We start from the raw sequence: 25,089 nt of genomic DNA, 5'->3' as shown, positions 1-25,089 counted from the left end.
TTACCCTACGTCTTTCAGCTCAAAATGGCCGTTTTCCAGGTCCAGATCGGTACGAAACAAAAACTCCAGCGGATAAGGCACGCACCACAGTCGCCCTTTGATCTCAATCGACAGGACGTTGTGCAGGCTCAGCGAGCTGGTGTCCGACACGCAGCGCACCTGCAACCCGGCGGGCAAAATACGCGGCTCGAAGTGCAGAATCGAGTTGGTCAACTTGCGCTGAATATCAGACACTTCGATATCGGACATGCGCTGTCCGGCCAGCGGCGAGACGCCAAAGTTGTAAGCCGAACGCTGCACGTGAGGAAACGGAGACAAATCCTGCTGCGCTTCGTTGTTGATGCTGTTAAACAACCACTGAAGGTCGCGCAGCACGTTGCGACGCAGCGCGCTGTGGGAGATCACCCGGTTGCTGGCGGACTCCTGCTCTTTGTCCGGCGCGTTATCCGTTAAGCGGTCCAGCAGCGAAGGCTGCATTTTGTCGCGAACGTTCGGCGCTTCCGGCTTGTTGCGATAGCGATAGCCACCGTGCAGCAAATCGTGCCCCTGCGGCTTGTTAAGATCGATATCACTCATCTTGCGCGCCTGTCTCAGCGAAGCTCAGCTGTTCCAGCGTGAGCAGCGGGTAGTCGGCATCTTCGCTTAGCCAGGTTTTTTGACCATGGCCGATATACTGCGCCGATTCTGCCAGCGGCGACCATTCGGTGACGGCGGCGAGACGCAGATTATCCGCCGCCTCTGCGCTAAACGGATAGCGCACCGGCAGCTGGCAAACCTGTTCGCTGCCGTCGATCAGCACCACCCGCGTATGGCGCCAGACCAAATCGGTGACGCTCGCCGGCGGCAGAAAATGCAGCTCGCTGATGGCGGCAAACGGCAGCCAGGTGTACTGGCCGTTGACCATCAGTTCGCAGATCGGGCCAAGGCGGCCATCGCCATCCATCAGCCACGCCACCGCCTGCGTACCCTCCTGCACGTTAATCAGGCCAGGATTGATCGGCGCAGCGTCAAACGCCGTTGCACGCAGCGCGGCGGCCTGCTCAGCCTGCCCTTTTGCCTCCGCTTGCAGCGCGCTCAGCAGCGCTTCCGCCCAGCCAAAGGCTTCGCCGGGCATCCGCGGCGAGGCTTCACCGGCAAACACGGCCGCACGCTGTACTTCACCCGCAATAGCCTGTTCAAGCAGCGTTACCGTCGGTTTGGCCTGCGGCTTCAGCGCCAGCCAGGATTTCAGCTGGGTGTTCGCCCGCTTCCAGTTGCCCGCCACGCACAGCAGCTGGACAAAGGCCGCGCGCAGATCGGCATCCGCCGGACGGCTTTTGATGTCGCCTTCGACACGAGCCAGCGTGTCGCTCAGTGACGCACCGGCCATCAGTTGATTAAGAGAGTACATAGGCTTTCCTTGTGACGGGCGGTGAACTAAAGGGTTTTGAACGAACCGGCAGCCGGATCTTTCAGCTGCGGATGGATTTCGTCCACCAGCTTGATAGTCAGACTGCTTTTGTTGTTCAGATAGGGCGACCAGACTTTACGCACTTCGTCGAGACGAGCCTTCAGGCCGCTTTCGTCGCGGGCATCCTGCTGGCTGATCTGCACGACCACCGTGCCGTTAGCCTGCCAGCCGTTGATCTCTGGCGCATAAGGAACAATCATCCAGCTTTGCGGCGATTTTTCGTCGCTCAGCACCATGCGCTCATTATTAACGGTAGTGATTTGCATGCTGCGCCCAAACGCTTTGCTGCTCAGGCCAGCCACCGGGAAACCTTGCAGGAAGCTGACGCGGATATTTTTCGCCGCGCCTTTGCCCATCTGCGCAATCTGGCTTTCGCCGCTCAGCCAGCCGTCGTCGCCACAGGTCACGCCGCCTTTCGCCGGTACGAACAGCGCGCTGGTTTCAGCGCTGCTGCGCCAGTAGGTGCGGAAGTGGCAACCATCAAGCAGGCTGAACTGGATGTACGGTGTGGTATCGGCAGGCGGTGAGAGATCTTCTGCATTCACCACCGGCGCGGCTGGCGGCGCTTCGGCGACCGGAGCCTGAGCCTGAGCCTGAGCCTGAGCCTGAGCCTGAGCCTGAGCAGGAACCGCTGCGGCGACGGGCGCCTCTGGCTCAACCTTAATTGCCCAGTCCTGCGCTTTCTCAGCACTGCCCTGAGCCAGCGTTTTGCCGTTTTGATCGTTCATCTTCCAGTGAACGGTTTTCAGCGTGGCACAACGCGTTTCCAGCAGGTTGCCTACGCGCGGCAGGAAGTTTTTCAGCACGTCTGGGTTTTTGGTGCCGCTGCTTACGATGCGCAGCGGCAGCTCGTTTTTACACCAGCTGGCGGCTGACTGATCGCGAACGTTATCAATCCAGATATCGAGCTTAAGCTTTGGAGAGGTAACAACGCGATAATCCTGCGCCCACGCACTGGAAGCGATAAGCAGTGAAAGCGCGCCTGGTAGCCAATATTTCATAATTTTTTAAGGCCTGTATTAATCACGAAGGGGGAGAAACTGGGCTGCTTCAGAGAGTGAATGCAGCAATGTTGTGTCCTGCGGGTCGCCAACCCAAACGGCAATAGCGCTGTAGTTATCCTGACTGACGTCCGACTGCTGCTCGTTTTTACGGATCACTTCCTGCATTAGCGTTAGCCATTCATCCGGCGTGTTGACCATATGTAACGATTGCTGCATATGGTCGCGCGAGAGCGCGTGCCAGAAACCATCGGTGCAGAGCAAAAAGGCGTCGCCATCTTCAATCGGCACCACGTCGCTGTAGCTGGCATCACGCTCCTCATCGCCCATTCCCAGCGCAAAGTAGAGCAGATTGCTGTTGATGCCTTCGGTCTGATGACCGGCATCTTTCATCTGCTGTACCAGGCTGTGATCGGTGGTGACATGATACAGATAACCACGACGAAACAGATACAGTCGGCTGTCGCCCGCGTGCGCCCAGTAGGCCAGCTCGTAATCGCGATCGATAAACAGGCCGACCAGGGTGGTACCCATGCGTTTGTAGTCACTGACCGCTTTTTGCTGCTGGCGGATTGCGTCGTTGGCGTCGTTAACGTACTGGCGGATACGCTGCGCATCCAGATGCTGGTCGCCGTCGAAACGGTCCAGGATAGTATTGCGCGCCAGTTCTGCCGCAACGTCACCGCCGGGCAGTCCTGCCACGCCGTCACAGACGACGAAGCAGGCCGATCGATCGCCGATATGCTCTCCGGTCTGATCCTGGTTGCTTTCGCGCGCTCCCTGGTGCGACATAGAGGCCATGGTGATATTCATCATTCTTCCGATCTGATTTGAGAGTCTTTGTACTGGTTCACTTCCATGTCATAAGCATGCAAAAACGCTTCGCCAAACAGGGTATGGAAGTCATCTTCGATTTCACCAGCCGTCTCGTCGTAGCGTTTGGTGAAATGTTCCCACAGCGCGGCTTTGCGGCTGCCCGGTAGCGAAAGGCGCGAGGTCACGCCCTGCTGCTTCGCCTCTTCTTCCAGCTGCTGTGGGTTAAAGGATTGCAGCATAGAGGCGATGATGGCGCGGATCCCGGCGATCATGCCCAGCTGGTGCGCCTGAAGATCAACCAGCGCATCGCGTACCGACTGTTTCGGCGGCATAAAGCCCGGCATGCGGCTGCCGAACATCTGCATCAGCACCGATTTGCCCGATGGCAACAGCTTGAACGGGTTGTTCGCTTCGTCAAGGATCACCGTCATTTCCGCTTTTACGCCACGCTTGAGGATCGAGCGGGATGACAGCAGCGCCACGGTGCCCTGCGAGAACATGCTGAGCATTTGCCCCAGTTCCTGCATTGATTCGCTGTCGAAGCGCGGCGTGGGTTGCAGATCTTTCAGCCCCATGCCGCCCATCAGCGCTTCGAGCAGTTCGCCATCCAGCTGCTGGCCACCGGAGGAAGAGGCTGCCTGCTGCGGTGCCGGATTAGAGACCGGATCGATGCGCAGACGTCCTTTCGGCGGCGGCGTAGTGTTGCGGGCAACGGCCTGAGGCGTGGGTAAGGTGATACCGCCGTAATCCTGCTGATGCGCAGGCGCATCCTCCGGCAGATCATCAAACAACGGCGAGCTGGACAACGGCGCGGTAGAGGCGTCATCGAACCCTGATGAACTGGCCGGATCCTGCTGCACCTGCTGGTGGTCAGCAGTGGATGGCTGCGCAGGCGGTTCGTCGAATAGCGGCGATTTGTCAGCAGCGTTCTGCTCGTCGAGCAGCGGCGATTTATCGGCAGGGTTCTGCTCAGCGAACAGCGGCGAGTGGCTGAAGGCGTCTTCTGGCAGGCCGTCAAACAGTGAGCCGTTGCCGGAATCATTTCGCTGCTCATTGCAGAGTGGCGAGTGGCTGAAGGCGTCCTGCGAGCGGGAAGCAGACTGGGCGCTTCTCTCATCGTCAAAGTCGCTGTCCAGCGCTTTTGGCGTGGGCGGAACAAACGCATCATGCTTAGCCGACTGCGGTGGATTAGCGGGTTTTTCGTCCAGCGGCGTTAACGGGACGGCGCTGCCGGTCATCAGGCCCAACGGGTCGTCGCTGTTAAGCTGCGCCGGGGTGCTGCCGCCGCCAAACAGCGCCAGCGGATCCACTTCATCCGCTTTCGCCGACCGGGACTGGGCAGGCTGCTGCGTCAGCGTGCCTGGCGTGCTGTCATCAAAAATGCTGCGCTGATTGAACAGAGGATCGTCGTTGAACAGCGAGTCAGGTGTTTGATCGCGACGATCCAGATTCAGCGCGTTTGACTGGCGGGCAAACTGCGCCAGTGGATCGACCGGGTTACGATCCTGAGCCGTTTCGGTCAGCGGATTCGCGCCGGTTGGTGCGGGCTTGCTGCGGCTGCTGGAAAGGCTGTCGGTGATGGAGAATTCCTGCGCCAGGCTGTCCCAGATTTCCGTCGGGATGGCGGCAGGCTTGCTTTCCTGCGGCGCAGCAGGTTTAGCCACAGGCGCTGGCCGGGCAATCGGCGCGTGTGCAGGCTGTGCCGGACGAGCTGCCGACGCCAGTTCACTGACCTGGAGGCGATAGTCGTCGATGCTGAGGATATCGCCTTCTTGCAGGTCGACCTGACGGCCGCGCTCAAGCGGGATGTCGTTCAGATGCACCAGCGTGACGTTGCCACGGTTGGTGATGCGGCATTCACCATCGGCGGTGATATGCACAATTGCCTGGAGACGGGAAATGGTGCGGTCATCGTCGGGCAAGACCAGGTTGTTATCGGCACCGCGGCCGATGGTGCCGCCTGGCGGCAGAAAGTCACAGCTGCTCTGTGGCGGCTGATGACCCGGTTTGGTCGCTATTATCGTAAATCGCATAACGTTTTCCTGCGTTAGAGTGTTACCCGGGAGCATAAGGATGCAGGGTAATTCGGCGTTCAAACTATGCCGGTCTTGGTAAAACCGGCTGAGTTTGCAGACAGAACAAGGACGCGCCGGGCGCTGGCGCGAGGACGTTGCCTGCTGCCGTGGCGCCGGGCGCTGGCGCGAGGACGTTGCCTGCTACCGTAGCGCCGGGCGCTGGCGCGAGGACGTTGCCTGCTACCGTAGCGCCGGGCGCTGGCGCGAGGGCGTTGCCTGCTACCGTAACGCCGGACGCTGGCGCGAGGGCGTTGCCTGCTACCGTAGCGCCGGGCGCTGGCGCGAGGGCGTTGCCTGCTACCGTGGCGCTGGGCGCTGGCGCGAGGGGCATGGGCCGTCCAGAAAGACGCAAAAAGCGGCATCCCTGCCAGCTCGACACGGGCCGTCCATGGCCCGTGACGCTTTCTTACCGGCCCATGCCCCTCGCGCTTATATATCAGTGTCTTTTGTGGCAAAAATCTGAGGACGTTTAAAAAAAAAATCCAAAATTATTTAGTTTGAGGAAATTAATTAAGCGTTCCGGTTTGGCTATCCAGAACCTGATCGCCCTGGCTGATATTCATAGTCCAGACTTTAAAATCGTTGGTAATAAAGGAGTACGTATAATTTTCATTATTAAATACGTATCCACGGAAATCACAGGCGTCCGGGCAGTTAACGTTAATGGTTTTGCCCTGAAGCAGAATGTGATTTCCTGTACGTTTACTCTTTGAATCCAGCGTCACGTCATCGCAGCCGACATTGCCTTCCGAACACCAGTTGGTGATGCGGGCGATATATTTCTTACTGTCGAAGGTTTCAGACGTGCCGGGATGGGCAGCATAAAATTGGCGGATTTTAGGGACGCTATCGACTACTGCATAATTCACTCTTTCCGTCAGCGCATTATCCACCACCACCGATCCGGTACGAGGATTGATCGCCAGCACAACGGGCACCAGCGCGGTTTCAACAATGGTGGTACCGGTGTAAATCAGCGCGACTTTAATCTCTTCATCACCCGGTTGAGAAATCACGCCGACGCTTTTCACATCCTCACACGCCTCGCCTTTCCACTGCGCAAAGCCAATGGTCGGAATGGTGCGGGTAACGGTTTTACCCTCCCGCGACCAGCCGATAAAGCAGGCATTCATATCGGCCCGCAGCAATCCTTTTGCCGGAACCAGCACGCCCAGCAGTTCACCGTTATTTTTTAGGGCGAAAGTTTGCTGCCTGAAAGGCTCCGCGCCAGCAATATCAAGCGAGAGCGCTTTAGCTGCTAAAGAATCTTGCAGTGGTACAGCATCAAATGCCGCCAGTTTCGGGCTGGCCGTAGCAATGTTGATGCTGAATAAGGCAAGGAGAGTGATAAGTAGCTTCATGTCGTATTCCGGTAAAAATGTCAAAGACTGACGGGGCTGACGATAGCTCTCGCTAAGAACATTCACTCGATCATTCATATTTCATCTACGCGATATTCTTAAATATGCATATTGAAACTGGTGAGCGGCCTTTTGCCCCGGAAGGGTTATTTGTATTATTCAGCGCCAGCTCAGACAGCGCTATAATTCATTATTTACCTGTCTTTTAACATTCTTGATAAAATTAAATATTTTCCGCAAGATTATTGAATTTTAAGACAGTCCCTGCTTTGAGGATTTCTCTATATTCTATTTATAAACAACCCGCCGTGAGCGAGGTTGCCAGCACATTGCCAGGCATGGCAATCCATTTAAATTGGTCATTATATTATTTAAAAAAGAGGGGTTATTTAGCCGGGGCCAAAGGCACCATAGTGCCCTCGACAGGATCATCTTTATCACTCAGCATTTGCCCGGTTTCCTGATCGACCAGAACGTTGAATAAACGAGGCTGCGTTTGCGGATCGCCCGGACAGCGGCCGCCGTGTTTTTCAACGATGCTGACCAGATCAAGTCCCGGCTCAGCATTCTTCGTAAGCAGATAGTCGGTACAGGCCGGATCGGTAACCAGATGTTCTTTTTCAACGGTAGTTTTTACCTGCTTCACTACAGGATTTTTTTCAATCATGGACGATGACGCATCGGTAGCCAGTGCACACCCCGTTACCGTCAGCATAGCGGCGGCCAGACAAATTTTAATGCTGAAATTTGGATTTTTCATTTTCTTTTTATTCCTGAAAATAAGCATTACTGGTGCGTTGCATTTTTAAAAGTACCTGAGGTTGCTATCTCTGGCGCATCATAATCTTTAAGACCATTTACACGTATAATACTCAGGATAAGTTTCTCATATTTTGGATTAGTCGCATATCCCGCCGTTGCCACAACATGGATAAACTTTTCAGGATCATTACGAAAAGCAAATGCGCCCGCATAACGTCTGTTAGTTGCAAGGAAGCGACCATAATCATCAGCCGCTTCCTCAAGTGAATCATAGGCGCGGAAGCCATCCGTGATTTTCTCTGACTTTTTGCCGTAGTTCTCATGAGTTGTGACCGTAACAGACTTTCCGTGGGGTGATTTACCTTTTATGCCGAAAAACATATTGCCGGGTGCACGCGTACCCCAGGTCGACTCAAGTGCTCCCTGAGCAAGCGTTACGGCAATCGGCACGCCCCATCGGGCCTTCACGTTAATTGCAGCGGGTAATGCACGATTGAACCAGGCAATCTTATGGTTTGCCGGTCGAGCCGATGCCTGCTGCTGTAGGTATCTGGCTGCCGCACTATCAGGTTTAATGTGAACAGTTTCGTGGCTGGCAGTACTGCGTGCAGAATTTACCTGTTGCGCCGTCTGATGAGCAGTATGGCTTAGCATACGCTGCGTGCGGCCATTACGGTCGACCACCCCATCGGCATGTATCATATGGGCTGAATCCCGTTGAAATTGCTCAATGCGGGCCTGGGTTTTTGGGCCAAACAGGCCATCTTCATGCAGGATTGCACCATGATCCTCATGAGCCGCCCGGTTCAACAATATCTGTACTTTTTTTACATCATCGCGATGATTTGGCTGCCCTGCACCAACCGCAGCACTTAGTTTCCAACGCATACTGGTTCCTTTGCTAAATTGAAATACCTGATAGGGTTTTATACGCCCAACGTTTCTTTTATTAAAATCACTAAATGTGATTGCTTTTTATTCAGATCGATAACGCATAAAAATATAAAATCAATAAAAGCAATATATAAAAATCACCATAAATATAAAAAACAATATCGTAATAGCAAATATCACCCTGTAGAAAGAATGAAGACTCAACATCCAGGCTATCTTTTCAGGCGGTAGATTTTGCACAAAGCAATAGGCTTCCTTATGTACCAATTCCCCCCGTACCCAATGCATCCTTACGCCTTTATACAATCTGACAAAATAGATTATTTTTTGATAATTTGCGTAAGAACCACAAAGTGAGGCCATCCTGGTAGCTGTATCAAGCTGCAAGTCTTTCCCTCTAAACTGACTGAGAAATCCTTCATAATCTGACTCTTTTTTTTTGAACCAGATATTGGCAACAGCATAAAGCATGATCAATAAGAAAAAGAGAAAAATTAACATATAAGCTGTAAAATTTTCCAGAGTCATGATAGCTCTTCCGTAAACAATCACTCTTTCATTCACAATTTAATTGTATTGTTCAAAAGCGTTTTAAGCATCTTCACTTTGTGAAATGAGTGTAAATTTCAATACATTAAAATCACCTTTAACAGCACCCGTTAATTTCATACTCAGGTATTCATTAATGAGCTTGTCGCTATCATTGTCTAAATCACTGCGTTTCAAATAACCTATTTTTTGAGAACGGGAAGCTGGTTTTGAGGCATTGTAGATATCCCTCAGAGACGTGGTTTATAATTTTGCTTTCTTTTTCGAATGCCGCAAGTGAAAATAAGCAAATTAGTAAGATAGATATTCCCTTTACCATACTTAGATCCATCTACAATTTTTTACAGTCAAAGCCAGGAAAAATAAAAATTTAAAAGCTATTCTCCCGCGCTAAATGGAATAAACTATACTTCCATCCATTTAGAGACAGATATGCAAGCAAGAAACAGCATTGCTATTAAAATTTGAAATTTAAATATACCGTAAAAGGAAACCACCCATTTAAATTCACTATGAGTACTGTCGATGAGGTGTTTTTTAGCATGAGGATCGATGCAGCAACCCTCTTTGATTTTAAAGTGCTTTCCTTTCAACAACATATTCAAAATAGAAATTTTAAAACCAAAACCCCAACGAGTCGTAAAATTAATAATCACTCATTAACAAATACCCTTTATCAATTAATATCTGAAAGGCATATTGCAAATTATTTTTATTCTTTTTATAAAAATATTAAAGATAGAGAATAGGAGCAGCCAGCAGCAAGAAAAAAAACAACTTTCAGGCATATTACTAAATAGAGCCAATCCACCTCTCTTACCTTTATAAATAAAATGATAAATATCGCTACCCTATAGTTATGACGATCAACAAAATATCATTTTAATAAGTTTGTTTTAACCACATTAAAAATGAGGATGTCTTTAGGATAGTAAATTTTTAGCTATGAAAACCCACTCCCATTAACTTTACTACAAAGTTGTTATTAAATGAAACTTAGTAGTTATAAACTACGCTATGAATAAAGCATGAAATAAGCGTTATACACAGCAATGTACTTTGTATAAAGTAATTCCTTCTCCACTCCCACATCCATTTTACTTCTTCGGCAGGTCTTGATTGAATATATCTGTAACAACGTTCGTCAACCAACACACCTTTTGCAGCATATATTTTTTTATTTTTTAGCAACCGAACAAAAAAAGCAATTTTTAAGTAGAAAAAAAGAAAACCTAAATGTTCACTAACTTTTGTTATTGAATCGACAAAAAGCCCCTGTTCACGATATTTTTTTAAGAAACGTTCATAATTTCTCAGATTTTTTTTATAAGATACCCAAGAGCAAATTAATGAGGCTGCAAAAAGCACTGCAAACGCGATTACAACGAGGAAAGCTAAGTGTTCTGCACGCATAATATCAGTTTAGAAAGTACACAAATAAAATCAAAAGAACAAAAAACAAAGCAGAAATTGAAAATATAATCCTATACAGAGAGTGAAGCTTCAAAATCCAGGCAATCCTATTTTTATCTTGTTTTTTTATAAATAAGTAGGCGTTCTCATGAACCAGATTTCCTTTGGTGTGATACATTCGCACTCCTTTATATAACCTTACAAAATAAATAATTTTTTGATAAGTGGCAAGAAAACCTAAATTAGATGCCATGCTAGTTACTGAATCTATTTGAAACCCCTGCATTCTAAATTCCGCAAGTAACGCTTCATATTCTGACTCTTTCCTCTTAAAGAGAATAATGGCTATAAGGTTAAGGATAAGTAATAAGAAAAAGAGAAAAACTATTGTATAAATCACTCCCTTCTCCAGACTCATAGTATTTTATCCATAATCAAATCAGTCCCTTTACTTCCAAGTTCACCACCAGCATAGCCGCCTGCGGCTGCACCTACAATACTACAGGCTAGAAAACCAGCGCCTCCCGATGCTACACCTAAAGCAACACATGCGGCACCGGCCATACCAGCACCTAAAGACCCCCCGAAATAGCCTGTTCCAGCGCTTACGCCAAATTTGGTATATTCCCTTACCGCAACCTTTCTACACTCCCCCTCTCTTCCGGTTGTGCAGGCATGATGAACTTCATTAGTCGTGTTGAGCCCGGCAAAGCCAATCGCAACCCACCCGCCCATTTTCATATATTTCGCTGCACCAGCGGCACGATCAATGTAACTGGAGTAACCTTTTATTGCCTCAATACCGGCCGTTTGCCAGTCATGAACAATGGAGCGGCTTGATAAATTCAAAGCACGTTTGAGATCGTCATAAGGCCGAAACTTCAGTGCGCTTTTCGCTAATCCGTTAAGATGCCCTTCCAGTTCAGCAAAAAGCCGGGCACGTTCACTGAAAAACTGCTGACTAATAAGCGAGCCTTGGGTTCTAAATTGATTTTGATAAGTAATTTCAATCTGCTTCAGTTTCTCAGCAATCCTTGAAAAGTATTTTTCGCCAGCGTCGCTAACTGTTCCCGTTGATTTATCAAGGATATTCGTCAGTGCTGCTATAGTGCCGTAATGCGTGTTCAAAAAACTCGAGGTTTCTGCATCTGTGGTTGCCAAAGCATGATCTACTTTTCGCTTTGCTTTTCTAAGGTTTTCAATTTGTGAGCTTTGGTTCTTGTTATTGGGATCGGCCACAATCAATAACTGCCCAGGTTTTACCCAAGATGTATTGCTATTTAGCTGCATAAATAGCATTGCAGCTTCTCTATTTTTATCCCGGAAGAGTTCATAGGCTTGTGAACTTAGCGTTCCTGGCTGCTGAGCAATACAAAACCCAGGTTGAACATTCAAATCCTTTTGATTATTCATGGCCGTTCTTCTTTTAATTTGAAGCTTGAAAATAAGCTCAGAAAATCACTCAAGCTCATTTTTAAATTTCTTATTAAAACCCACTCCATAAGGAGTGGGCACAAACAAACTTATGCTTCTTTGTTTTCTTTGATGTTCCAGCCAGCGCTGCTTTCTGCGCCTTTACCGCCGGAAGAGCTCTGCTCCCAGTACTGCTGCTTCACTTTAGAAGCCTGGAAGGAGTAAGTCATACCCAGCGTATCGCCGTTGTCTGAACCATTGTAGTTAACAGTGGTGACCAGAACGTCTTCCAGGGTGATGCGTGCGTACTCAACCTGAGTACCGCCAGCTTTACAGATAGACAGCTCAACTTTAGTGATGTGCTTACCGCTGGCGCAGTTCTTCAGCAGGGCGGTAACAGACTTGTCGATCAGCGCGTTAACGTGCAGGTCGTTGAAGTTAACTTTACCGGCACCGCCGCCGCCGCCAACAGACATGTTGCCTGGCTGAGAAGCACCCCAGGAGAAAGAAGTAATATCGGTCCAGCCGGTGTGGTTAGAATCTTTAGATTCGCCAGTAACACCGTCAACCTTCATAAACATATCAATAGCCATTATTTTCTACTCTTTATTAATTAACAATTTTGCTTTATTAAAGCGCGGGTATAGCAAACACAAAAGTATGGGCTGAATAAAGCAGACCATATTTTACCTTTGCCTCTATTCTGAATACCGTAGCCTACGATACTCCAGAAGTTTTTCCTCCGGCTAACAAACCGGAAATATATCTTTTTACTTATTACATTTGATGTCTGACAGTGCTACCGATCAATTTACCCCGGCAGAATGATAACATCCTGACAATAATCCCATAGACAGAATCCTGAAGAATGCTCTATAGTTACTTAAATGTTTAACGAGGAAATAAATATGAAAAAAATCACATCAACTATCCTGATAATAATATTATCATTGCTCTCGCTCTATGCAGTAACTGATGTTATTGGTTCAATTTACCTGGTCACACGCTATGAACATTTTGATCTGACATCATCTGGATTAATTGCAGGGAAAATACTATTTACCGCACTCTGCCTGACGATGAATCTGTTGTTAATAAAGATCGCCCGAAAAAAACGTCCTTAACTCATTTTTTAAGCTTTTCCGCAAAGCCATAGATGGCGATCGACGCAGTGATGGATAACAAAATGACTACTGCGTTGATAGCGATGCTCATTGCAGAAGTGTGCCAGTCAAAAAACAGAAGGTAATATCCCAGACAAGTTACAAAAGCCAAAACAGAGAAAAATGTCAGGACATAACTTACCAAATACATGGCTGTTTTTTTAAACATCGTTTAGCCCTGTAATAAAGTTATTGAAAACCTCATTTGCTAATGGGGAATTTTTTTGTTGCAGCGCAATTGCATCTAACCAGGGTTCAACATTGTCTTCTACCACAAAGTAGAGGAGATCAAGATCGCCAGCACCACGAAGAAGTGTATAAACTTCACTGTTTTTCTTCATCAAATCCCGAGAAGTATAAATCGAGCGTGATACGGATGCCCCGATAGTAATTATCCCGGTCATACCTGCACTAAACAAAAACTTAGGGATCACCCGGCTAAAAAACTTTGACACAATTTCATTTACGAACAGGTACTTAAACGCGAATGAGCCTGCATTTTTACCCCCCATCTTTACCAGCATTTTTTCTAAATGCTCTTCATCCAGTCTTTTTACGTATTGCTCAACGACCAATTTTATAAGTCGTTTCAGATCATCACTGGTTGCGCCTTTTTTCAATAACGTAATAAGACGAATACGGTCCGTTTCGTTATCCCAGCGGTGATCGCTGTCAAGAAAGTCTTTGGTCAGTGCATAAAGATCGCCAGGAATGCTGGTAAAACCACTCAGTGCACTCACCATAAACGTTTCAACACCCGATTTTTTTTTGGTATCAAACAGCTTTAACATTCCGTCGGCGATACTTTTTGCTGAGTTCATGTCGCATATCCTTTTTCGTTATGATTGTTTTGGCTATCAGCCTTTCAAAAGGTCATCTTTTTCTTACAGAAAAGAAAGCGATACCTGAGACGAACTGGCGCGTCTCAGGCAGTTCACACATTCAAGAGATAAGTTCTCTTTAGCCGGAAAAGGGAAATCAGGCGTCCCTTTTTGATCGGCCGTTCTTAAGCATCATCACTTTTCAGTGAAGGCAGTTTAGAGACCAGACGCAGCGACACGGTCAGGCCTTCCAGCTGGTAGTGCGGACGCAGGAAGAATTTCGCGGCGTAGTAGCCCGGGTTGTCTTCCAGCTCTTCCACCAGCACTTCGGCAGAAGCCAGCGGCTTGCGGGATTTGGTTTCCTGCGAGGAGTTGGCCGGATCGCCATCCACGTAGTTCATCACCCAGTCGTTCAGCCAGCGTTCCATCTCTTCGCGCTCGCGGAAAGAACCGATCTTGTCGCGCACGATGCACTTCAGGTAGTGCGCAAAGCGGCAGCAGGCGAACAGGTACGGCAGGCGCGCGGCCAGACGTGCGTTAGCGGTGGCGTCCGGATCGTGGTATTCCGCAGGCTTTTGCAGCGACTGCGCGCCAATAAAGGCGGCGAAGTCAGAGTTTTTGCGGTGTACCAGCGGCATAAAGCCGTTTTTTGCCAGCTCGGCTTCACGACGATCGCTGATAGCGATTTCGGTTGGGCATTTCATGTCCACGCCGCCATCATCGCTTGGGAAAGTGTGGCAAGGCAGGTTTTCTACCGCGCCGCCCGATTCCACGCCGCGAATAGAGGTACACCAGCCAAACTCTTTGAAGGAGCGGTTGATGTTAGCCGCCATCGCATAAGCTGCGTTGGTCCAGGTATAGTTACCGTGATCCGCGCCTTCGGTTTCTTCTTCAAAATCGAAGCTGTCGACCGGGTTGCTGCGAATGCCGTAAGGCAGACGAGACAGGAAGCGAGGCATAACCATGCCCAGATAGCGCGCGTCTTCTGACTCACGCAGGCTGCGCCAGGCGGCATATTCGCTGTTCTGGAAGATTTTGGTCAGGTCGCGTGGGTTCGCCAGCTCCTGCCAGGACTCCATCTGCATTACGCCCGGCGCGGTGCCGGTGATGAACGGGCAGTGAGACGCCGCGCCGATGCGCGCCATTTCGCTCAGCAGCTCAACGTCCTGCGGGCTGTGATCGAAGTAGTAGTCGCCCACCAGGCAGCCAAACGGCTCGCCGCCAAACTGGCCATACTCTTCTTCGTAGATTTTCTTGAAGATCGGGCTCTGGTCCCAGCCCACGCCTTTATAACGCTTCAGCGTGCGGCCCAGCTCCTGCTTGGAGATGCTCATAAAGCGAATCTTCAGCATCTCGTCGGTTTCGGTGTTGTTGACCAGGTAGCTCAGGCCGCGCCACGCGCCTTCCAGTTTCTGGAAATCGTCGTGATGGATGATCTGATTAACCTGCTTCGACAGCTTCTCGTCGATCTCAGCAATCAGCGCCTGAATGGTGCGATAGGCATCGTCAGAAACCGTAACGGTGTTTTCCAGCGCCTGCTGCGCCAGCGTTTTTACCGCGCTTTCTACCGCATCACGGGCAGAGTCGGTTTTAGGACGAAATTCTTTGTTCAGCAGCGCGCTGAATTCGTCCTGGCTGTATGCCTGTGGCTGTTGCTGTTGGTCAAGTTGGGAAGAGTTGCTCATTACTCGTCTCCGTCTTTAGTCGCGTCAGATTGCTTTGGCAGATGGCTCAGCGATTTCAGCAGCGTTGGATCCTGTAGGATTTTAGCGATCAGCTCTTCCGCGCCGTTTTTGCCGTCCATATAGGTCAGCAGGTTGGAAAGCTGAGTTCGCGCGTCGAGCAGCTTGTTCAGCGGCTCAACGTTACGGGCTACCGCATCCGGCGAGAAATCTTCCATGCTGTTGAAGGTCAGATCGATGTTCAGATTACCTTCACCGGTCAGGGTGTTTTCTGCCTGGAACGCGACGCGTGGCTTCAGCGATTTCATGCGCTCGTCGAAATTGTCGATGTCGATTTCGAGGAATTTACGCTCATCGACGGCTGGCAGCCCTTCAACAGGCTTGCCGACCAGATCGGCCAAAACGCCCATAACAAAAGGCAGCTGAATTTTACGTTCCGCACCATAGATCTCTACGTCGTACTCAATCTGAACGCGCGGCGCGCGGTTGCGGGCGATAAATTTTTGCCCGCTGGATTTACCAGCCATGATGTTCTCCAAGGGTATGTGCGATTAAAAATTTAACGAAGCGACTGGGTCGCGGGAGTGATTTATTCAGTGCAGGCGCGAGGAATGTCAGGGTTATCAGTCGCGACGTCCGAAAATATTTTCCAGCTGATGCACGCCGTCCGGGGCCAGATCGCGAATAATGCTCATAAAGTCCATTTCTACCATCCGCTGTACGCGGTCAATCATCAGCGGTGCCGGATGGCTCGGTTCATGCTGAACAAAATAGTGCTTCACTTTTTCCAGCATCAGTTGCGCATCGGCACGTGAGGTGAGCTGCACGCTGCGCCAGTCCGCTTCCACGCGAGGCGCTTTAGCGGGCTGGTTTTGCGGCGGCGCACTTGCCGCCTCTTCTGCTGTAGAGGTGGTGGGCATCAGCATAGTGAGGTCGGTCATTTCACACGCCTGCGCCACGGTATTCACCGTTTTCAGCAGCTGTTCCATTTCCGGCACGCCGCTCTCGCCCAGGTGTTCAGTCAGCGTTTCACGAATGGTTTGTAACCGCTCACTTATGCTGAGGATAGCGGCGATACCCGGTTGTTCACCGCGAGCCAGCTCATCCAGCAGCCGCGCGCTGCCGCCGGGAAATTCAGGACATTCGCTTTTGCTGCCGTCGAGCAGGCTACAGGCATCGCGCAGGGAAAGCTGGTCGGAGGCGTTACGCAGCAGCAGCGACTGACGTAAAGCGAGCGTTAGTGCTGACTTATCACTGAGAGACGCCAGCGCGTTGATGCGGTAAAAAGGATCGTACTGCCCGTCCTCTTCCAGCACCGGCCACAGCGGTTCCCAGTAAAGCAGCAGCGACTGTTTAATCAGTTGAAGGCCGTCGGCATAGCCGCTCAGGCCGCGCAGCTGCGTCCAGGCACGCGTCAGCGCCAGCATCACGCGCAGGTCTTTGGTGCGGGTCAGCAGGCCGCTGGCCAGCTTCTCAACTTTGTTCCAGTCGGCGGGTTCCGCAGGAATGATGGTGTCGCCAAACTGCTGCTCCGCTTTGCCCGCGCTGGCCTGCTCCATAGCCATGTAGTCAGCGTCATACTCGAGGTTCTCCCCACACGGCTGGTCATTACTGACAGGAGCCAGTAACTCATCAATATTCATGGCGATTCCTTAATTACTCAAACATCGGCGGGTAAAGACCGTGGCGGCCAGGTTTGGCACCCGCTGCCGGGTCGAACAGCATTGAGAACAGCTGGCCGGTAAAGTTGCCGCTGTGGACATGGGTGTAAAGCGGACAGCCGTCGGTCTGATTGGTCCACCAGAAACTGGTGTAATGCTGCGGATCGAAGCAGTCTGAAACGCGTCGCCAGCTCAGCGTGCTGTGACCATCCTGATAACCGATAACATCGAGGATGTCCGACTGCGGCTTGTGCTGCGGCACCGGCGGCGGCGGTATCGTCAGCAGCGCCTGATCCAGCTGTTCCGCAGAGAAGCCGTTGCGCACCGCGTGCAGCAACGTGCGGCCCAGCTGCTGATACCAGTCGCCCGCCATCGCCAGCTGCTGCTGCGTCCAGCTTTGCGGCGAGAAGGTCATCAGGGCACAAAGCGGATACTGGCGGCCAACGCTGTCGCGGGCGGGCATCAGACAGCCCATCTGTACCTGCTGGCTGCCCAGCATCGGTGGAACAATGAAGTTCCAGACCGGTGCCTGGCTGAACTGGCGTTCCCCCTCGGCCCGTGGCGGCTCGCTCTCCTGCCAGTTCAGCAACCCCACCTGAAACCAGTGGGTCCACTGCTGCAAAAGCGCATCGGGGAAGCGGCGTTTGATAAAATCACCGCCGCTCGGCAGTTTTCCATACCAGCAAGGTGCAGGTGTCTGACTCATTGTATTTTCCCTGATCATGGGCAGCTGAAGCCGGGTAGCTGGAACGGGTTGCGGATGCTGTTTGGCGTAAATTCCAGCGTCACGCGGTGCCCGTTAGCGTTAAAAGTAGCCTGACGGCTCAGCGCGCTACTGCCCGATGAGAGCTGCGCGCGGTCAAAGAAGCGGTTCAGCGCCCAGGCACCGTTGGTCACTAAGGTTGCCGTGGTGCCGTTGGCTAAGCCGAGCTGCATGCGCACCTGACTGGTACCGCCCGGTCCCGGCCAGCTCATCAGCTGCTGTGCCTGAGGGCCGTGGCTGTAGCGCAGCAGCTGTCCGTCCACATCCAGCGTCAGCGTCAGGATGTCGTTATCCATTTGCAGGGTACGAATGGTGACGCGATAAGAAGGCGAGGTTGCGCCGTTAGCAAAGAATGCATCACGAATATTCTGCGCCTGCTGGAAAGGCCGCAGCACGCTTTCGCCACCCGGCAAGGTTTTGCCATCAATGCCCGGCGTGAAGCGCCAGTTAGCCTGCGTGGTATCGACCTTGTTCGCCAGGTTGTCGCGGAAGAAGCTGTCCATAAGGCCGGAGCCTGGCGCAAACATGCGGGCCAGATCGTCCGGCGTGACTTCGCTGCGACCAGAGCGCGACAGCGGATAACGACCGGCAATCGCCTGACGGCAGAAGCTGCCCACTTCCACGTTAATGCGTTTACGCACGTTATCCAGATCGCGGCGCTGCGTGTCGCTGCTGGCCCCGACCGCCATGCTGGTAAACATGTTCTGCAAGGAACCCGGCAGGCGTCCGGCACTGGCCTGCAAGCGACTGATTGCTTCACTGGCCGGCGGCGGCATCCCGCTGTTGGCCGCATCCTGTACCGCTGTCAGGTAGCGATAGAGGTCATCGATCTGCTTGAGGAAATCGTCAAAGGCGATGGTTTTACCGCCTTTTTCCAGCGGCTGCGCCAGTTCGCTTATTGGTGCAAAGTGAGCAGTCACTGTCTGCTCAGGCGTTTGTGGCTGTGCTGCTGCCGTGGTGGCCTGCCGAGAATGGAACAGCGCCTCCAGCGTGCTGCTGGCGCTGCTTTGCGCAGGCTGCTCGCCTTTCGTTTTGTCTCCGACCGGTAGCGCTTTATCCAGCACCAGATAGTGGCTGAGATTGATAACCAGTTTACGCAACGGTGAACTGCTGCTGGAAAGCAGCCGTGCCGTGTTAATGCGCTGCGACAAATCCGCGCTGTTATTCAGCTGGATGTCCTGGAGTAACCCGTCCCACTGGCGGATGTAGTCATCCATATAGAGCTGGCGAACCGCGTAGTCAGTTTGCGCTTTGTTTTCATCCTGCACGGCACCGCCAAGCACCCACTGGTCATCGCTGTGCAGCCCGGAGGTGACGGCGGCAATTTTTTTGTCGAAGCTGTTCCAGTAGCCTTCCGGGGTAAACAGGCCAGGAATGCCGTCGCTAATGGATTTGCCGCTTTTACGCGACAGTACCAGTTCGCTCTGCGGGCCACCCAGCGAAGCCAGCGAGACCGCTTTCAGGCTTTCATCGCGTTCCAGCAGGCGCTTGAGGCGGCCATAGACGCGCTGCGACAGCGGCATCTGATTAATCAGCGCCTGCTCGCGCTTTATCAGTGCATCATCCTTTGCATAAGGTGAGGCCTGAATCTGCGTTTCCAGCAGCTGGGCCAGATGCCAGTCGAGCTGTTTGATCTGCGCCTGAGTCACGCTTTGCGGCTGATTACGCTGAATATTCAGCATCACCCACGCATGCAGGAACTTGCCGTCGTAATGCTTTGGCTGATAAAGCATCTGATATGCCTTCAGCGCTTCATAGCTGTAGTCCGCATCGCTGCCGTTGTCATTGCGCAGCCAGGTGGTGATCAGCTGGGCGACCTGCGGCATCAACAGCTGCTTCAGCGATTTCTGATACAGCGCCATCGTCGCATCGCTGACTTCGCCGCCGCGATAGAGCCCCATACGGCGCGTTAGCGGCGGATCGTTCAGGTCAAAATCTTCACTTTCCGGCAGATGCAATACGCCATTGAGGTAAGGCAGCAGCGCATACAGGTCGGTCAGATTGCCGGTCTGCAAATGATTGCTCAGCGCCGCCACCTGCGGCACCTTAGCCTGCACTTCCGCCAGATAGCTTTTGTTGTTGCTGTAGCTGGTGCTCCACAGCAGCGCCGCAATCACCAGCGCGCTGGCCAGCGCAACATAGCCAGACCACAGCACGGCGCGATTACGCAGTTCCCACCAGCGATTGCTGCCCGCCAGTCCCGCTTCCTGGAAAATGACGTTTTGCAGCAGATCTTTCAGGAAGAAGCTCTGGCCTTTGTTGCCCGGTATCGGTGCTTCTTTATTCACGTTGTCCCACGAGCCGCTGTTGCCGCCTTCACTCTGTGGCAGATGCAGCGCGCGGGTCAGTTCGCCCATCACGCGGTCAAACGGCAGGCCTTCCTGCGTACCGCTGGCAAAGTAAATGCCACGCGGCGAGAACTGGGTTTCAAAGTTGGAGCGGCTGAAGACCGTTTCCAGATAGTCGTTCAACAGAGGACGCAGCGCGGCGAACTCCTGCGGGAACAGATAGCTTTCGGCGCGGGCCTGCGCGTCGCTTTCCGCCAGCAGCGTGTCCGGCAAACCGGCATCCAGACGCTGTTGAAGCAGCGCATATTCCTGCGTGAAGGCGCTGTGCAAATCGAAATCGGCATGCTTTGCACGTTCCCACGGAAAGGTAAAGCCCCAAACCTGATCGCGCTGCGCTTTGTCGAATTTGGCGAAGTAAGCGCGAAAACCTTTCAACAGGTCGGTTTTGGTCACCATGACGTAAACCGGGAAGCGGATCCCCAGCTGTTCGTGCAGCTCCATCAGCCTCTGGCGCAGCGAGAGCGCCTGCTCGCGTGACGCTTCTGCCGATTGAGAAAGCAGGTCGGAAACGCTGACGGTAACGATGACGCCGTTAATCGGCTGACGGCCACGGTATTTACGCAGCAGCCCGACGAATTTGTTCCACTCGCTGGCATCCTGCTGCCGATCGCTTTCCTGCGTGGTGTAGCGCCCTGCCGTATCCAGCAGCACCGCTTCGTTAGTGAACCACCAGTCACAGTTTCGCGTGCCGCCGATGCCGCGCAGTGCGGCCTTGCCGAAGCGATCCGCCAGCGGGAACTGCAAGCCGGAGTTCACCAGCGCCGTCGTTTTACCTGCGCCCGGCGCACCGATAATGACGTACCACGGCAGCTGATAGAGGTACTGGCGGCTGAAGCGCTGCGTCCAGCGGCGATTTCCGGCACGGCTGAAGTGGGCTTTTTTCAGCAGCTCCTGCGCTTCGTTAAAGCGCTCGGCCAGCACGCGATCTTCGCTGGTCAGACGTTTATGATCGCCGGCTTCATCTTCCGGCGTGGTTTTCAGGCTGCCCATCAGTTTGCGGTTCAGCCAGGCGTTGTAAACGCGCGGCACCACGTTGCTCAGGCCCCAGGCGATGTAAAGCAAAGCGATACTGATTTGGCGGTTAACTTCCGGCTCCAGCGGGCGGGAGTCGACAATCGAAAACACCGGCCCGATCACCCAGATGATAAACGACAGCGCGGTGATGCCGATAAATCCCCACATCAGCCGGTTGGTCATGATGGCAAAAAGAATATTCAGCATCCGTTAATTTCCTTGCTGCGACGTCAGTTCCGCGCGGGTGCTGTCGGGTGCGACCAACAGCGTAATATCAACACGACGGTTACGCGCGCGGTTCTCTGCGGTGGTGTTCGGCACCAGCGGATTGGTTTCGCCCCGCCCTTCCGCCTTCACGCGTTGCGGCTGACCTAAACTCTGCTGCAACCGTTCCTGAACGGACTGCGCTCGCGCCAGTGACAGCTCGTAGTTCGAAGCAAAACGCGCGCTGCGGATCGGCACGTTATCGCTGTAGCCAATCACCAGGATGCGGCCGCTGACGTTGTTCATGGCCTGGGCAACGCGATCCAACACCTCTTCGTAGCGCCCACGCACGGCGGTGGAACCCGAGGTAAACAGGCCGTCGCCTTTCAGCGTCACCACGCTCTGATCCGCTTCGTCTTTCACCGAAACCAGCCCCTGTTCAATTTCAGGACGCAGGAACGCTTTCAGGTTTAGCGCGGCTGGCGCAGGCGGTGCCGGATTGTGAATCGTCACTTCCGGCAGCGGCGTTTGATACACCGCCGCCAGCACCGGGCTGGTGGCATCGCCCAGCCGCCAGTTAAGCAGGATATAGAGCAGACAGGCGAGGAAACCGACCAGCGCGGTACAGGCCCACAGCGGCACGACCGGACGCCACAATTTGCGCGTCACCGGATGATCTTCCGGATGGGGCGAAAGCGGCGGTGCATAGCCGCCACGCACTGAACGGATCATCTGCAACAGGCGCTGCTTGATGGTTTCCAGCTGCGAACGACCGTTGTCCAGTACGCGGTAGCGCCCTTCAAAACCGAGTTGCAGGCAGAAGTTGATCAGCTCCAGCAGCACAATCTGTTCGCGAGGGTTCTGCGACAGCTTGGCCAGCAGCTGGAAAAACTTCTCGCCGCCCCAGGTTTCGTTATGGAAGGTGACCAGTAGCCCCTGCCCCGGCCAGACGCCACGGCTGCCCCACGGCGTTAGCGCGGCGGCTTCGTCCAGCGCGGTACACAGGCAGTAACGTGCGCCGATAATCACTTCATAGGGTAGCCCGGCGCGCTGGCAGTTCATTTCAAACTGGCGCATCTCGTCGATTAACCGCTGGCGTAAACCGGCGGGATCGGCGTGCGTCACCGAATGGCGGATTTGAGGGATGGCGTTCAGTAAGGGATTTGCCGCCGCAACCAGCGGATTGTTACTGCCCGCGCCCGAAAAGAGGTCGCTCTGGGCGGTGGCCTGTCGTTCCTGCATATTATCGCTCCAGGCCAGCTGAATGACTACGAATCGCCCAGAACTCCATCGTCAGGCCGGGGAATTCACCGGCGAGATGAAGCGCGAACGTGCCGGATTTTTCCATCTCCTGCCACAGCTCGCTCTCTTTCGACAGCTCAAAGTAGCTGTAACCGGCGTGCCACGGAATTTGCGGCGGGGCGACAGGCATTGCGCGCAGCACCATGCCGGGCAGCTGAAGCTGCACCAGATCGCGAATTTTGGTCACGGGCGCGACTTTCATCTGCGCCGGGAAATGGGTCAGCAGCGCTTCGCCCGGCACGTTGGCGCGAACGGCCAGCACAAAGCCGAACTCGCGCACCATGGAGGTATCCGGCACCGTGGCAACGTTCAGTCCGTGAGAGCGCTCGGTTAACGGCAACTGGATGGCGTTCTCTTCCAGCACCTGCGACAGCCCCTGACGCAGCATCAGCATCAGTTTGCCAAAGCACCATGCCAGATCGTCATGGTCGTAGACCGGCAGCGTGGCATCCGGGAAACGCTGTGGCGTATAGCTGCTGAGCTCGCAGGCAAACGCCAGCCAGTTGGCGAATAGCGCTTCAGGGTGCAGCAGCGGCAGATTTTTCAGATGGCTGGCGTGGCCAAGGTGATGATTCACCAGCGCCAGCAGCATAAAATCGACCATATCAGCGGTGTTAAAACGGCCCGGCTGCTGGAGCCGCTGCCCAATCTGCTGGCTGCGCTGTTTCAACAGGCCCGGCATGTCGCTGAGGTAGTCGTACAGCTGCGGATGCGCAATGCAGTTGAGCATCGGCGGAATATAGCTGCTGTCCAGACGTACCTGATTATCGCTACGCTTTTCCACCACTCTGACGGCAGCCATCGCCGTCCACTCTGCGGAAAGTTCACTTTCCAGCATCAGGCGCAGGCGCAACTTACCAAACTGTACGGCAGCCGGGCTGACCGCGTCGGCATTAAAGTCATCCACTTCCTGCTCAAAGGTGACATAACGCGCCAGCGAGTCCACGGCTTCGCTGAAGATGACCTCTTCGCGACCGTTACGCCGTGCAGGCAGCGCCAGCACCACTTTTTCATTGTTCTGATTATCAGGGATCGCCAGCGGTGCAGGGCCATTGCGGCCATCACGAAAAGAGAAAAAAGTGCCGTCTGGCAGCAGCCCGCTCGCCGAACTGAGCGCGACTTTTCCCTGACGAAGCATCCCTTCATCAATTTCAAAATCTAAAAAGCCCCACAGGTACGGACGCTGGGTCATTCCCCAGTTGATGAGCGTACTTTGCAGATGGCTTTCTGCCTGCTGGAAATGGTGCGGGCGCAGGAACATGCCTTCGGTCCAGACCACTTTTTCTGCTTTATTCATAATGACTTCCGTTTTATGGCAGGGAGGCGCGAACGACACGCAAGCCGCCGGCGTCAGCGCTGATATTGACCTTCAGTTCATCCGACGACGCTTGCCAGATGGCTTCGGGCGTGCTGCTACCCGTGGCGGACAGCGGCAGCGAGAGGCGCCATTTTTTGCCATCCAGGGTCTGATATTCGGCCAGAATGCCGATATAGCGGGCCTCTGGCGCGGCGGGCACGGTAACGGTTTTGCTGCTGTTTGTGGGCATCAGGAAGAATTGTTCGCTGTAGAGCAGATTGCCGCCCAGCAGGGCCGCCGTGCTGTTTTGCAGCGAATAAAAATCGGCAGACATAAAATCGGCGTCGGAGCGAAGCAGCAATAAACGAACCTTAAGCGGCGCGGCATTATTGGTCTGCGGATGGCTCTGAAACGCCAGGCTGTAGTGAGTTGGTACGCTGTGTGAAGTGCAGCCCGTCAGCACGCTGAATGCCATCAGGAAAAACGCCTGAATACTCAGGCGCCAAAAAAGACATTTTTTCATAATGTGGCCACTGGCCCGTTATCAGTCGATGACCCAGGTCCCGCTGGTGTTGTTCTGGCAGGCTTTGCTGGCGCCATCTACGGCGACGCAGGTTTTTTTAGTGCTTGCACGAACGCGTTTACGGCGGGAGTCGGCTTTGATCGTTTTGTCGTAGAGATCGCTTTTAACCACGGCGCGCAGCGGCACATAACCGATCATCTGCTCTTCGCCCTGTTCAGCGATAGCAAACCAGTTGTTTTCAACCGTACCCAGCACGGTATAAGGCTTGCCGTTTTCCAGGTTCGTCACCAGCTTGCCGCCAAAGTCAGGACGCGTCATAACAGAAGCGGCGTACAGGGCGCGGTACTCTTCGTTGACCGGCGTGAAGCTTAGCGGCGGCTGTACCGCATGACGATAGGTCAGTTTGACGCCATCAACGGTGGTGGAAACGATTGTGTCGTCCGTCATCGGTGGCGGTGGGGCTTTACATCCGGCAACCGTCAAAACAAAAAGCAGGCTTAATGCAATTCGAATTTTCACCATATTCCTCATGAAGTTTTTGTTTAAAAAGACGTTTTAGGGGCTGGAAATGTTTAAT

General features: G+C 52.9%; 27 protein-coding genes. 3 read left to right on the top strand and 24 right to left on the bottom strand.

Annotated features, from left to right (window positions below; translation table 11 throughout):
* From tssE to tagH, 5 genes are read right to left on the bottom strand one after another with little or no spacing between them, the layout of a single operon-like run.
* Nucleotides 1–576, bottom strand: coding sequence for a type VI secretion system baseplate subunit TssE (gene tssE, locus EHV07_RS03090; RefSeq protein WP_147194934.1), 576 nt, complete (start codon nucleotides 574–576; stop codon nucleotides 1–3).
* The gene (locus EHV07_RS03085; protein WP_147194931.1) at nucleotides 569–1,390 is read right to left on the bottom strand and encodes a type VI secretion system accessory protein TagJ; all 822 of its coding nucleotides are present in this window, start codon (nucleotides 1,388–1,390) and stop codon (nucleotides 569–571) included. Before EHV07_RS03085 ends, tssE begins: the two co-directional genes overlap by 8 nt.
* A 26-nt stretch (nucleotides 1,391–1,416) precedes the next feature.
* Nucleotides 1,417–2,451 carry a hypothetical protein gene (locus tag EHV07_RS03080; protein ID WP_147194929.1) on the bottom strand — a complete coding sequence of 345 codons (1,035 nt, stop codon included), beginning with the start codon at nucleotides 2,449–2,451 and terminating at the stop codon, nucleotides 1,417–1,419.
* 18 nt (nucleotides 2,452–2,469) lie between these two features.
* Complete coding sequence (locus EHV07_RS03075; protein WP_147200510.1) at nucleotides 2,470–3,264, bottom strand: PP2C family serine/threonine-protein phosphatase; 795 nt, start codon at nucleotides 3,262–3,264, stop codon at nucleotides 2,470–2,472.
* On the bottom strand, nucleotides 3,264–5,300 hold the full coding sequence (gene tagH, locus EHV07_RS03070) for a type VI secretion system-associated FHA domain protein TagH (RefSeq protein ID WP_147194926.1): 2,037 nt from the start codon (nucleotides 5,298–5,300) through the stop codon (nucleotides 3,264–3,266). Before tagH ends, EHV07_RS03075 begins: the two co-directional genes overlap by 1 nt.
* A 94-nt stretch (nucleotides 5,301–5,394) precedes the next feature.
* On the opposite strand from tagH, the gene EHV07_RS03065 reads away from it, so the two are divergent.
* Nucleotides 5,395–5,805 carry a hypothetical protein gene (locus EHV07_RS03065; protein ID WP_147194923.1) on the top strand — a complete coding sequence of 137 codons (411 nt, stop codon included), beginning with the start codon at nucleotides 5,395–5,397 and terminating at the stop codon, nucleotides 5,803–5,805.
* A gap of 43 nt (nucleotides 5,806–5,848) precedes the next feature.
* On the opposite strand, the gene EHV07_RS03060 is transcribed toward EHV07_RS03065, so the two are convergent.
* The 4 genes from EHV07_RS03060 to EHV07_RS03045 all read right to left on the bottom strand — a co-directional run bounded on the left by EHV07_RS03060 (nucleotide 5,849) and on the right by EHV07_RS03045 (nucleotide 8,887).
* Nucleotides 5,849–6,703 (bottom strand): hypothetical protein, encoded by an 855-nt coding sequence (locus EHV07_RS03060; protein ID WP_147194920.1) that lies wholly within the window; start codon nucleotides 6,701–6,703, stop codon nucleotides 5,849–5,851.
* A 385-nt stretch (nucleotides 6,704–7,088) separates the two neighbouring features.
* The gene (locus EHV07_RS03055; RefSeq protein ID WP_254446304.1) at nucleotides 7,089–7,463 is read right to left on the bottom strand and encodes a hypothetical protein; all 375 of its coding nucleotides are present in this window, start codon (nucleotides 7,461–7,463) and stop codon (nucleotides 7,089–7,091) included.
* Between the two features lie 26 nt (nucleotides 7,464–7,489).
* The gene (locus EHV07_RS03050; protein ID WP_147194917.1) at nucleotides 7,490–8,353 is read right to left on the bottom strand and encodes a glucosaminidase domain-containing protein; all 864 of its coding nucleotides are present in this window, start codon (nucleotides 8,351–8,353) and stop codon (nucleotides 7,490–7,492) included.
* A gap of 120 nt (nucleotides 8,354–8,473) precedes the next feature.
* Nucleotides 8,474–8,887, bottom strand: a complete 414-nt coding sequence (locus EHV07_RS03045) for a hypothetical protein (RefSeq protein ID WP_147194914.1) — start codon at nucleotides 8,885–8,887, stop codon at nucleotides 8,474–8,476.
* 563 nt (nucleotides 8,888–9,450) lie between these two features.
* Here EHV07_RS03045 and EHV07_RS03040 point away from each other — a divergent pair.
* Nucleotides 9,451–9,657, top strand: coding sequence for a hypothetical protein (locus EHV07_RS03040; RefSeq protein WP_147194911.1), 207 nt, complete (start codon nucleotides 9,451–9,453; stop codon nucleotides 9,655–9,657).
* 247 nt (nucleotides 9,658–9,904) lie between these two features.
* Here EHV07_RS03040 and EHV07_RS03035 read toward each other — a convergent pair whose 3' ends face one another.
* From EHV07_RS03035 to EHV07_RS03020, 4 genes are all read right to left on the bottom strand, one after another.
* Nucleotides 9,905–10,321: a hypothetical protein gene (locus EHV07_RS03035; protein WP_147194908.1), complete on the bottom strand. Its 417-nt coding sequence runs from the start codon at nucleotides 10,319–10,321 to the stop codon at nucleotides 9,905–9,907.
* A gap of 4 nt (nucleotides 10,322–10,325) precedes the next feature.
* Nucleotides 10,326–10,739, bottom strand: coding sequence for a hypothetical protein (locus EHV07_RS03030; protein ID WP_147194905.1), 414 nt, complete (start codon nucleotides 10,737–10,739; stop codon nucleotides 10,326–10,328).
* A complete protein-coding gene (locus tag EHV07_RS03025; protein WP_147194902.1) occupies nucleotides 10,736–11,734 on the bottom strand; it encodes a hypothetical protein in 999 nt (332 codons plus the stop codon). Before EHV07_RS03025 ends, EHV07_RS03030 begins: the two co-directional genes overlap by 4 nt.
* A gap of 110 nt (nucleotides 11,735–11,844) precedes the next feature.
* Nucleotides 11,845–12,327 (bottom strand): type VI secretion system tube protein Hcp, encoded by a 483-nt coding sequence (locus tag EHV07_RS03020; protein WP_147194899.1) that lies wholly within the window; start codon nucleotides 12,325–12,327, stop codon nucleotides 11,845–11,847.
* Nucleotides 12,328–12,642: 315 nt separating this feature from the next.
* On the opposite strand from EHV07_RS03020, the gene EHV07_RS03015 reads away from it, so the two are divergent.
* The gene (locus tag EHV07_RS03015; RefSeq protein ID WP_147194897.1) at nucleotides 12,643–12,858 is read left to right on the top strand and encodes a hypothetical protein; all 216 of its coding nucleotides are present in this window, start codon (nucleotides 12,643–12,645) and stop codon (nucleotides 12,856–12,858) included.
* Between the two features lies 1 nt (nucleotide 12,859).
* Here the strand turns inward: EHV07_RS03015 and EHV07_RS03010 are convergent, their stop codons facing one another.
* From EHV07_RS03010 to EHV07_RS02960, 11 genes are all read right to left on the bottom strand, one after another.
* Nucleotides 12,860–13,066, bottom strand: a complete 207-nt coding sequence (locus tag EHV07_RS03010) for a hypothetical protein (RefSeq protein WP_147194894.1) — start codon at nucleotides 13,064–13,066, stop codon at nucleotides 12,860–12,862.
* Nucleotides 13,059–13,718 carry a hypothetical protein gene (locus tag EHV07_RS03005; protein WP_147194891.1) on the bottom strand — a complete coding sequence of 220 codons (660 nt, stop codon included), beginning with the start codon at nucleotides 13,716–13,718 and terminating at the stop codon, nucleotides 13,059–13,061. Before EHV07_RS03005 ends, EHV07_RS03010 begins: the two co-directional genes overlap by 8 nt.
* Before the next feature lie 185 nt (nucleotides 13,719–13,903).
* Entirely contained in the window at nucleotides 13,904–15,403 is a 1,500-nt protein-coding gene (tssC, locus tag EHV07_RS03000; RefSeq protein WP_147194888.1) for a type VI secretion system contractile sheath large subunit, read from the bottom strand.
* On the bottom strand, nucleotides 15,403–15,927 hold the full coding sequence (gene tssB / locus EHV07_RS02995) for a type VI secretion system contractile sheath small subunit (RefSeq protein ID WP_147194885.1): 525 nt from the start codon (nucleotides 15,925–15,927) through the stop codon (nucleotides 15,403–15,405). Before tssB ends, tssC begins: the two co-directional genes overlap by 1 nt.
* A gap of 96 nt (nucleotides 15,928–16,023) precedes the next feature.
* Nucleotides 16,024–17,043: a type VI secretion system protein TssA gene (gene tssA / locus EHV07_RS02990; RefSeq protein WP_147194882.1), complete on the bottom strand. Its 1,020-nt coding sequence runs from the start codon at nucleotides 17,041–17,043 to the stop codon at nucleotides 16,024–16,026.
* A 13-nt stretch (nucleotides 17,044–17,056) separates the two neighbouring features.
* Complete coding sequence (tagF, locus tag EHV07_RS02985; protein WP_147194879.1) at nucleotides 17,057–17,767, bottom strand: type VI secretion system-associated protein TagF; 711 nt, start codon at nucleotides 17,765–17,767, stop codon at nucleotides 17,057–17,059.
* Nucleotides 17,768–17,781: 14 nt separating this feature from the next.
* Nucleotides 17,782–21,393, bottom strand: coding sequence for a type VI secretion system membrane subunit TssM (gene tssM, locus EHV07_RS02980; protein ID WP_147194876.1), 3,612 nt, complete (start codon nucleotides 21,391–21,393; stop codon nucleotides 17,782–17,784).
* Between the two features lie 3 nt (nucleotides 21,394–21,396).
* Nucleotides 21,397–22,632 (bottom strand): DotU family type VI secretion system protein, encoded by a 1,236-nt coding sequence (locus EHV07_RS02975; RefSeq protein WP_147194873.1) that lies wholly within the window; start codon nucleotides 22,630–22,632, stop codon nucleotides 21,397–21,399.
* Nucleotide 22,633: 1 nt separating this feature from the next.
* Complete coding sequence (gene tssK, locus EHV07_RS02970) at nucleotides 22,634–23,989, bottom strand: type VI secretion system baseplate subunit TssK (protein ID WP_147194870.1); 1,356 nt, start codon at nucleotides 23,987–23,989, stop codon at nucleotides 22,634–22,636.
* A gap of 13 nt (nucleotides 23,990–24,002) precedes the next feature.
* Nucleotides 24,003–24,512 carry a type VI secretion system lipoprotein TssJ gene (tssJ, locus tag EHV07_RS02965; protein ID WP_147194866.1) on the bottom strand — a complete coding sequence of 170 codons (510 nt, stop codon included), beginning with the start codon at nucleotides 24,510–24,512 and terminating at the stop codon, nucleotides 24,003–24,005.
* A 21-nt stretch (nucleotides 24,513–24,533) separates the two neighbouring features.
* Complete coding sequence (locus EHV07_RS02960) at nucleotides 24,534–25,031, bottom strand: SH3 domain-containing protein (RefSeq protein ID WP_168199667.1); 498 nt, start codon at nucleotides 25,029–25,031, stop codon at nucleotides 24,534–24,536.
* Nucleotides 25,032–25,089 lie beyond the last annotated feature (58 nt).

The sequence above is a fragment of the Pantoea sp. CCBC3-3-1 genome, assembly GCF_007981265.1.
Taxonomy (GTDB): domain Bacteria; phylum Pseudomonadota; class Gammaproteobacteria; order Enterobacterales; family Enterobacteriaceae; genus Erwinia.
Note: the sequence above shows the minus strand (reverse complement) of the source record. Positions and strands in the feature narration are given on the sequence as shown.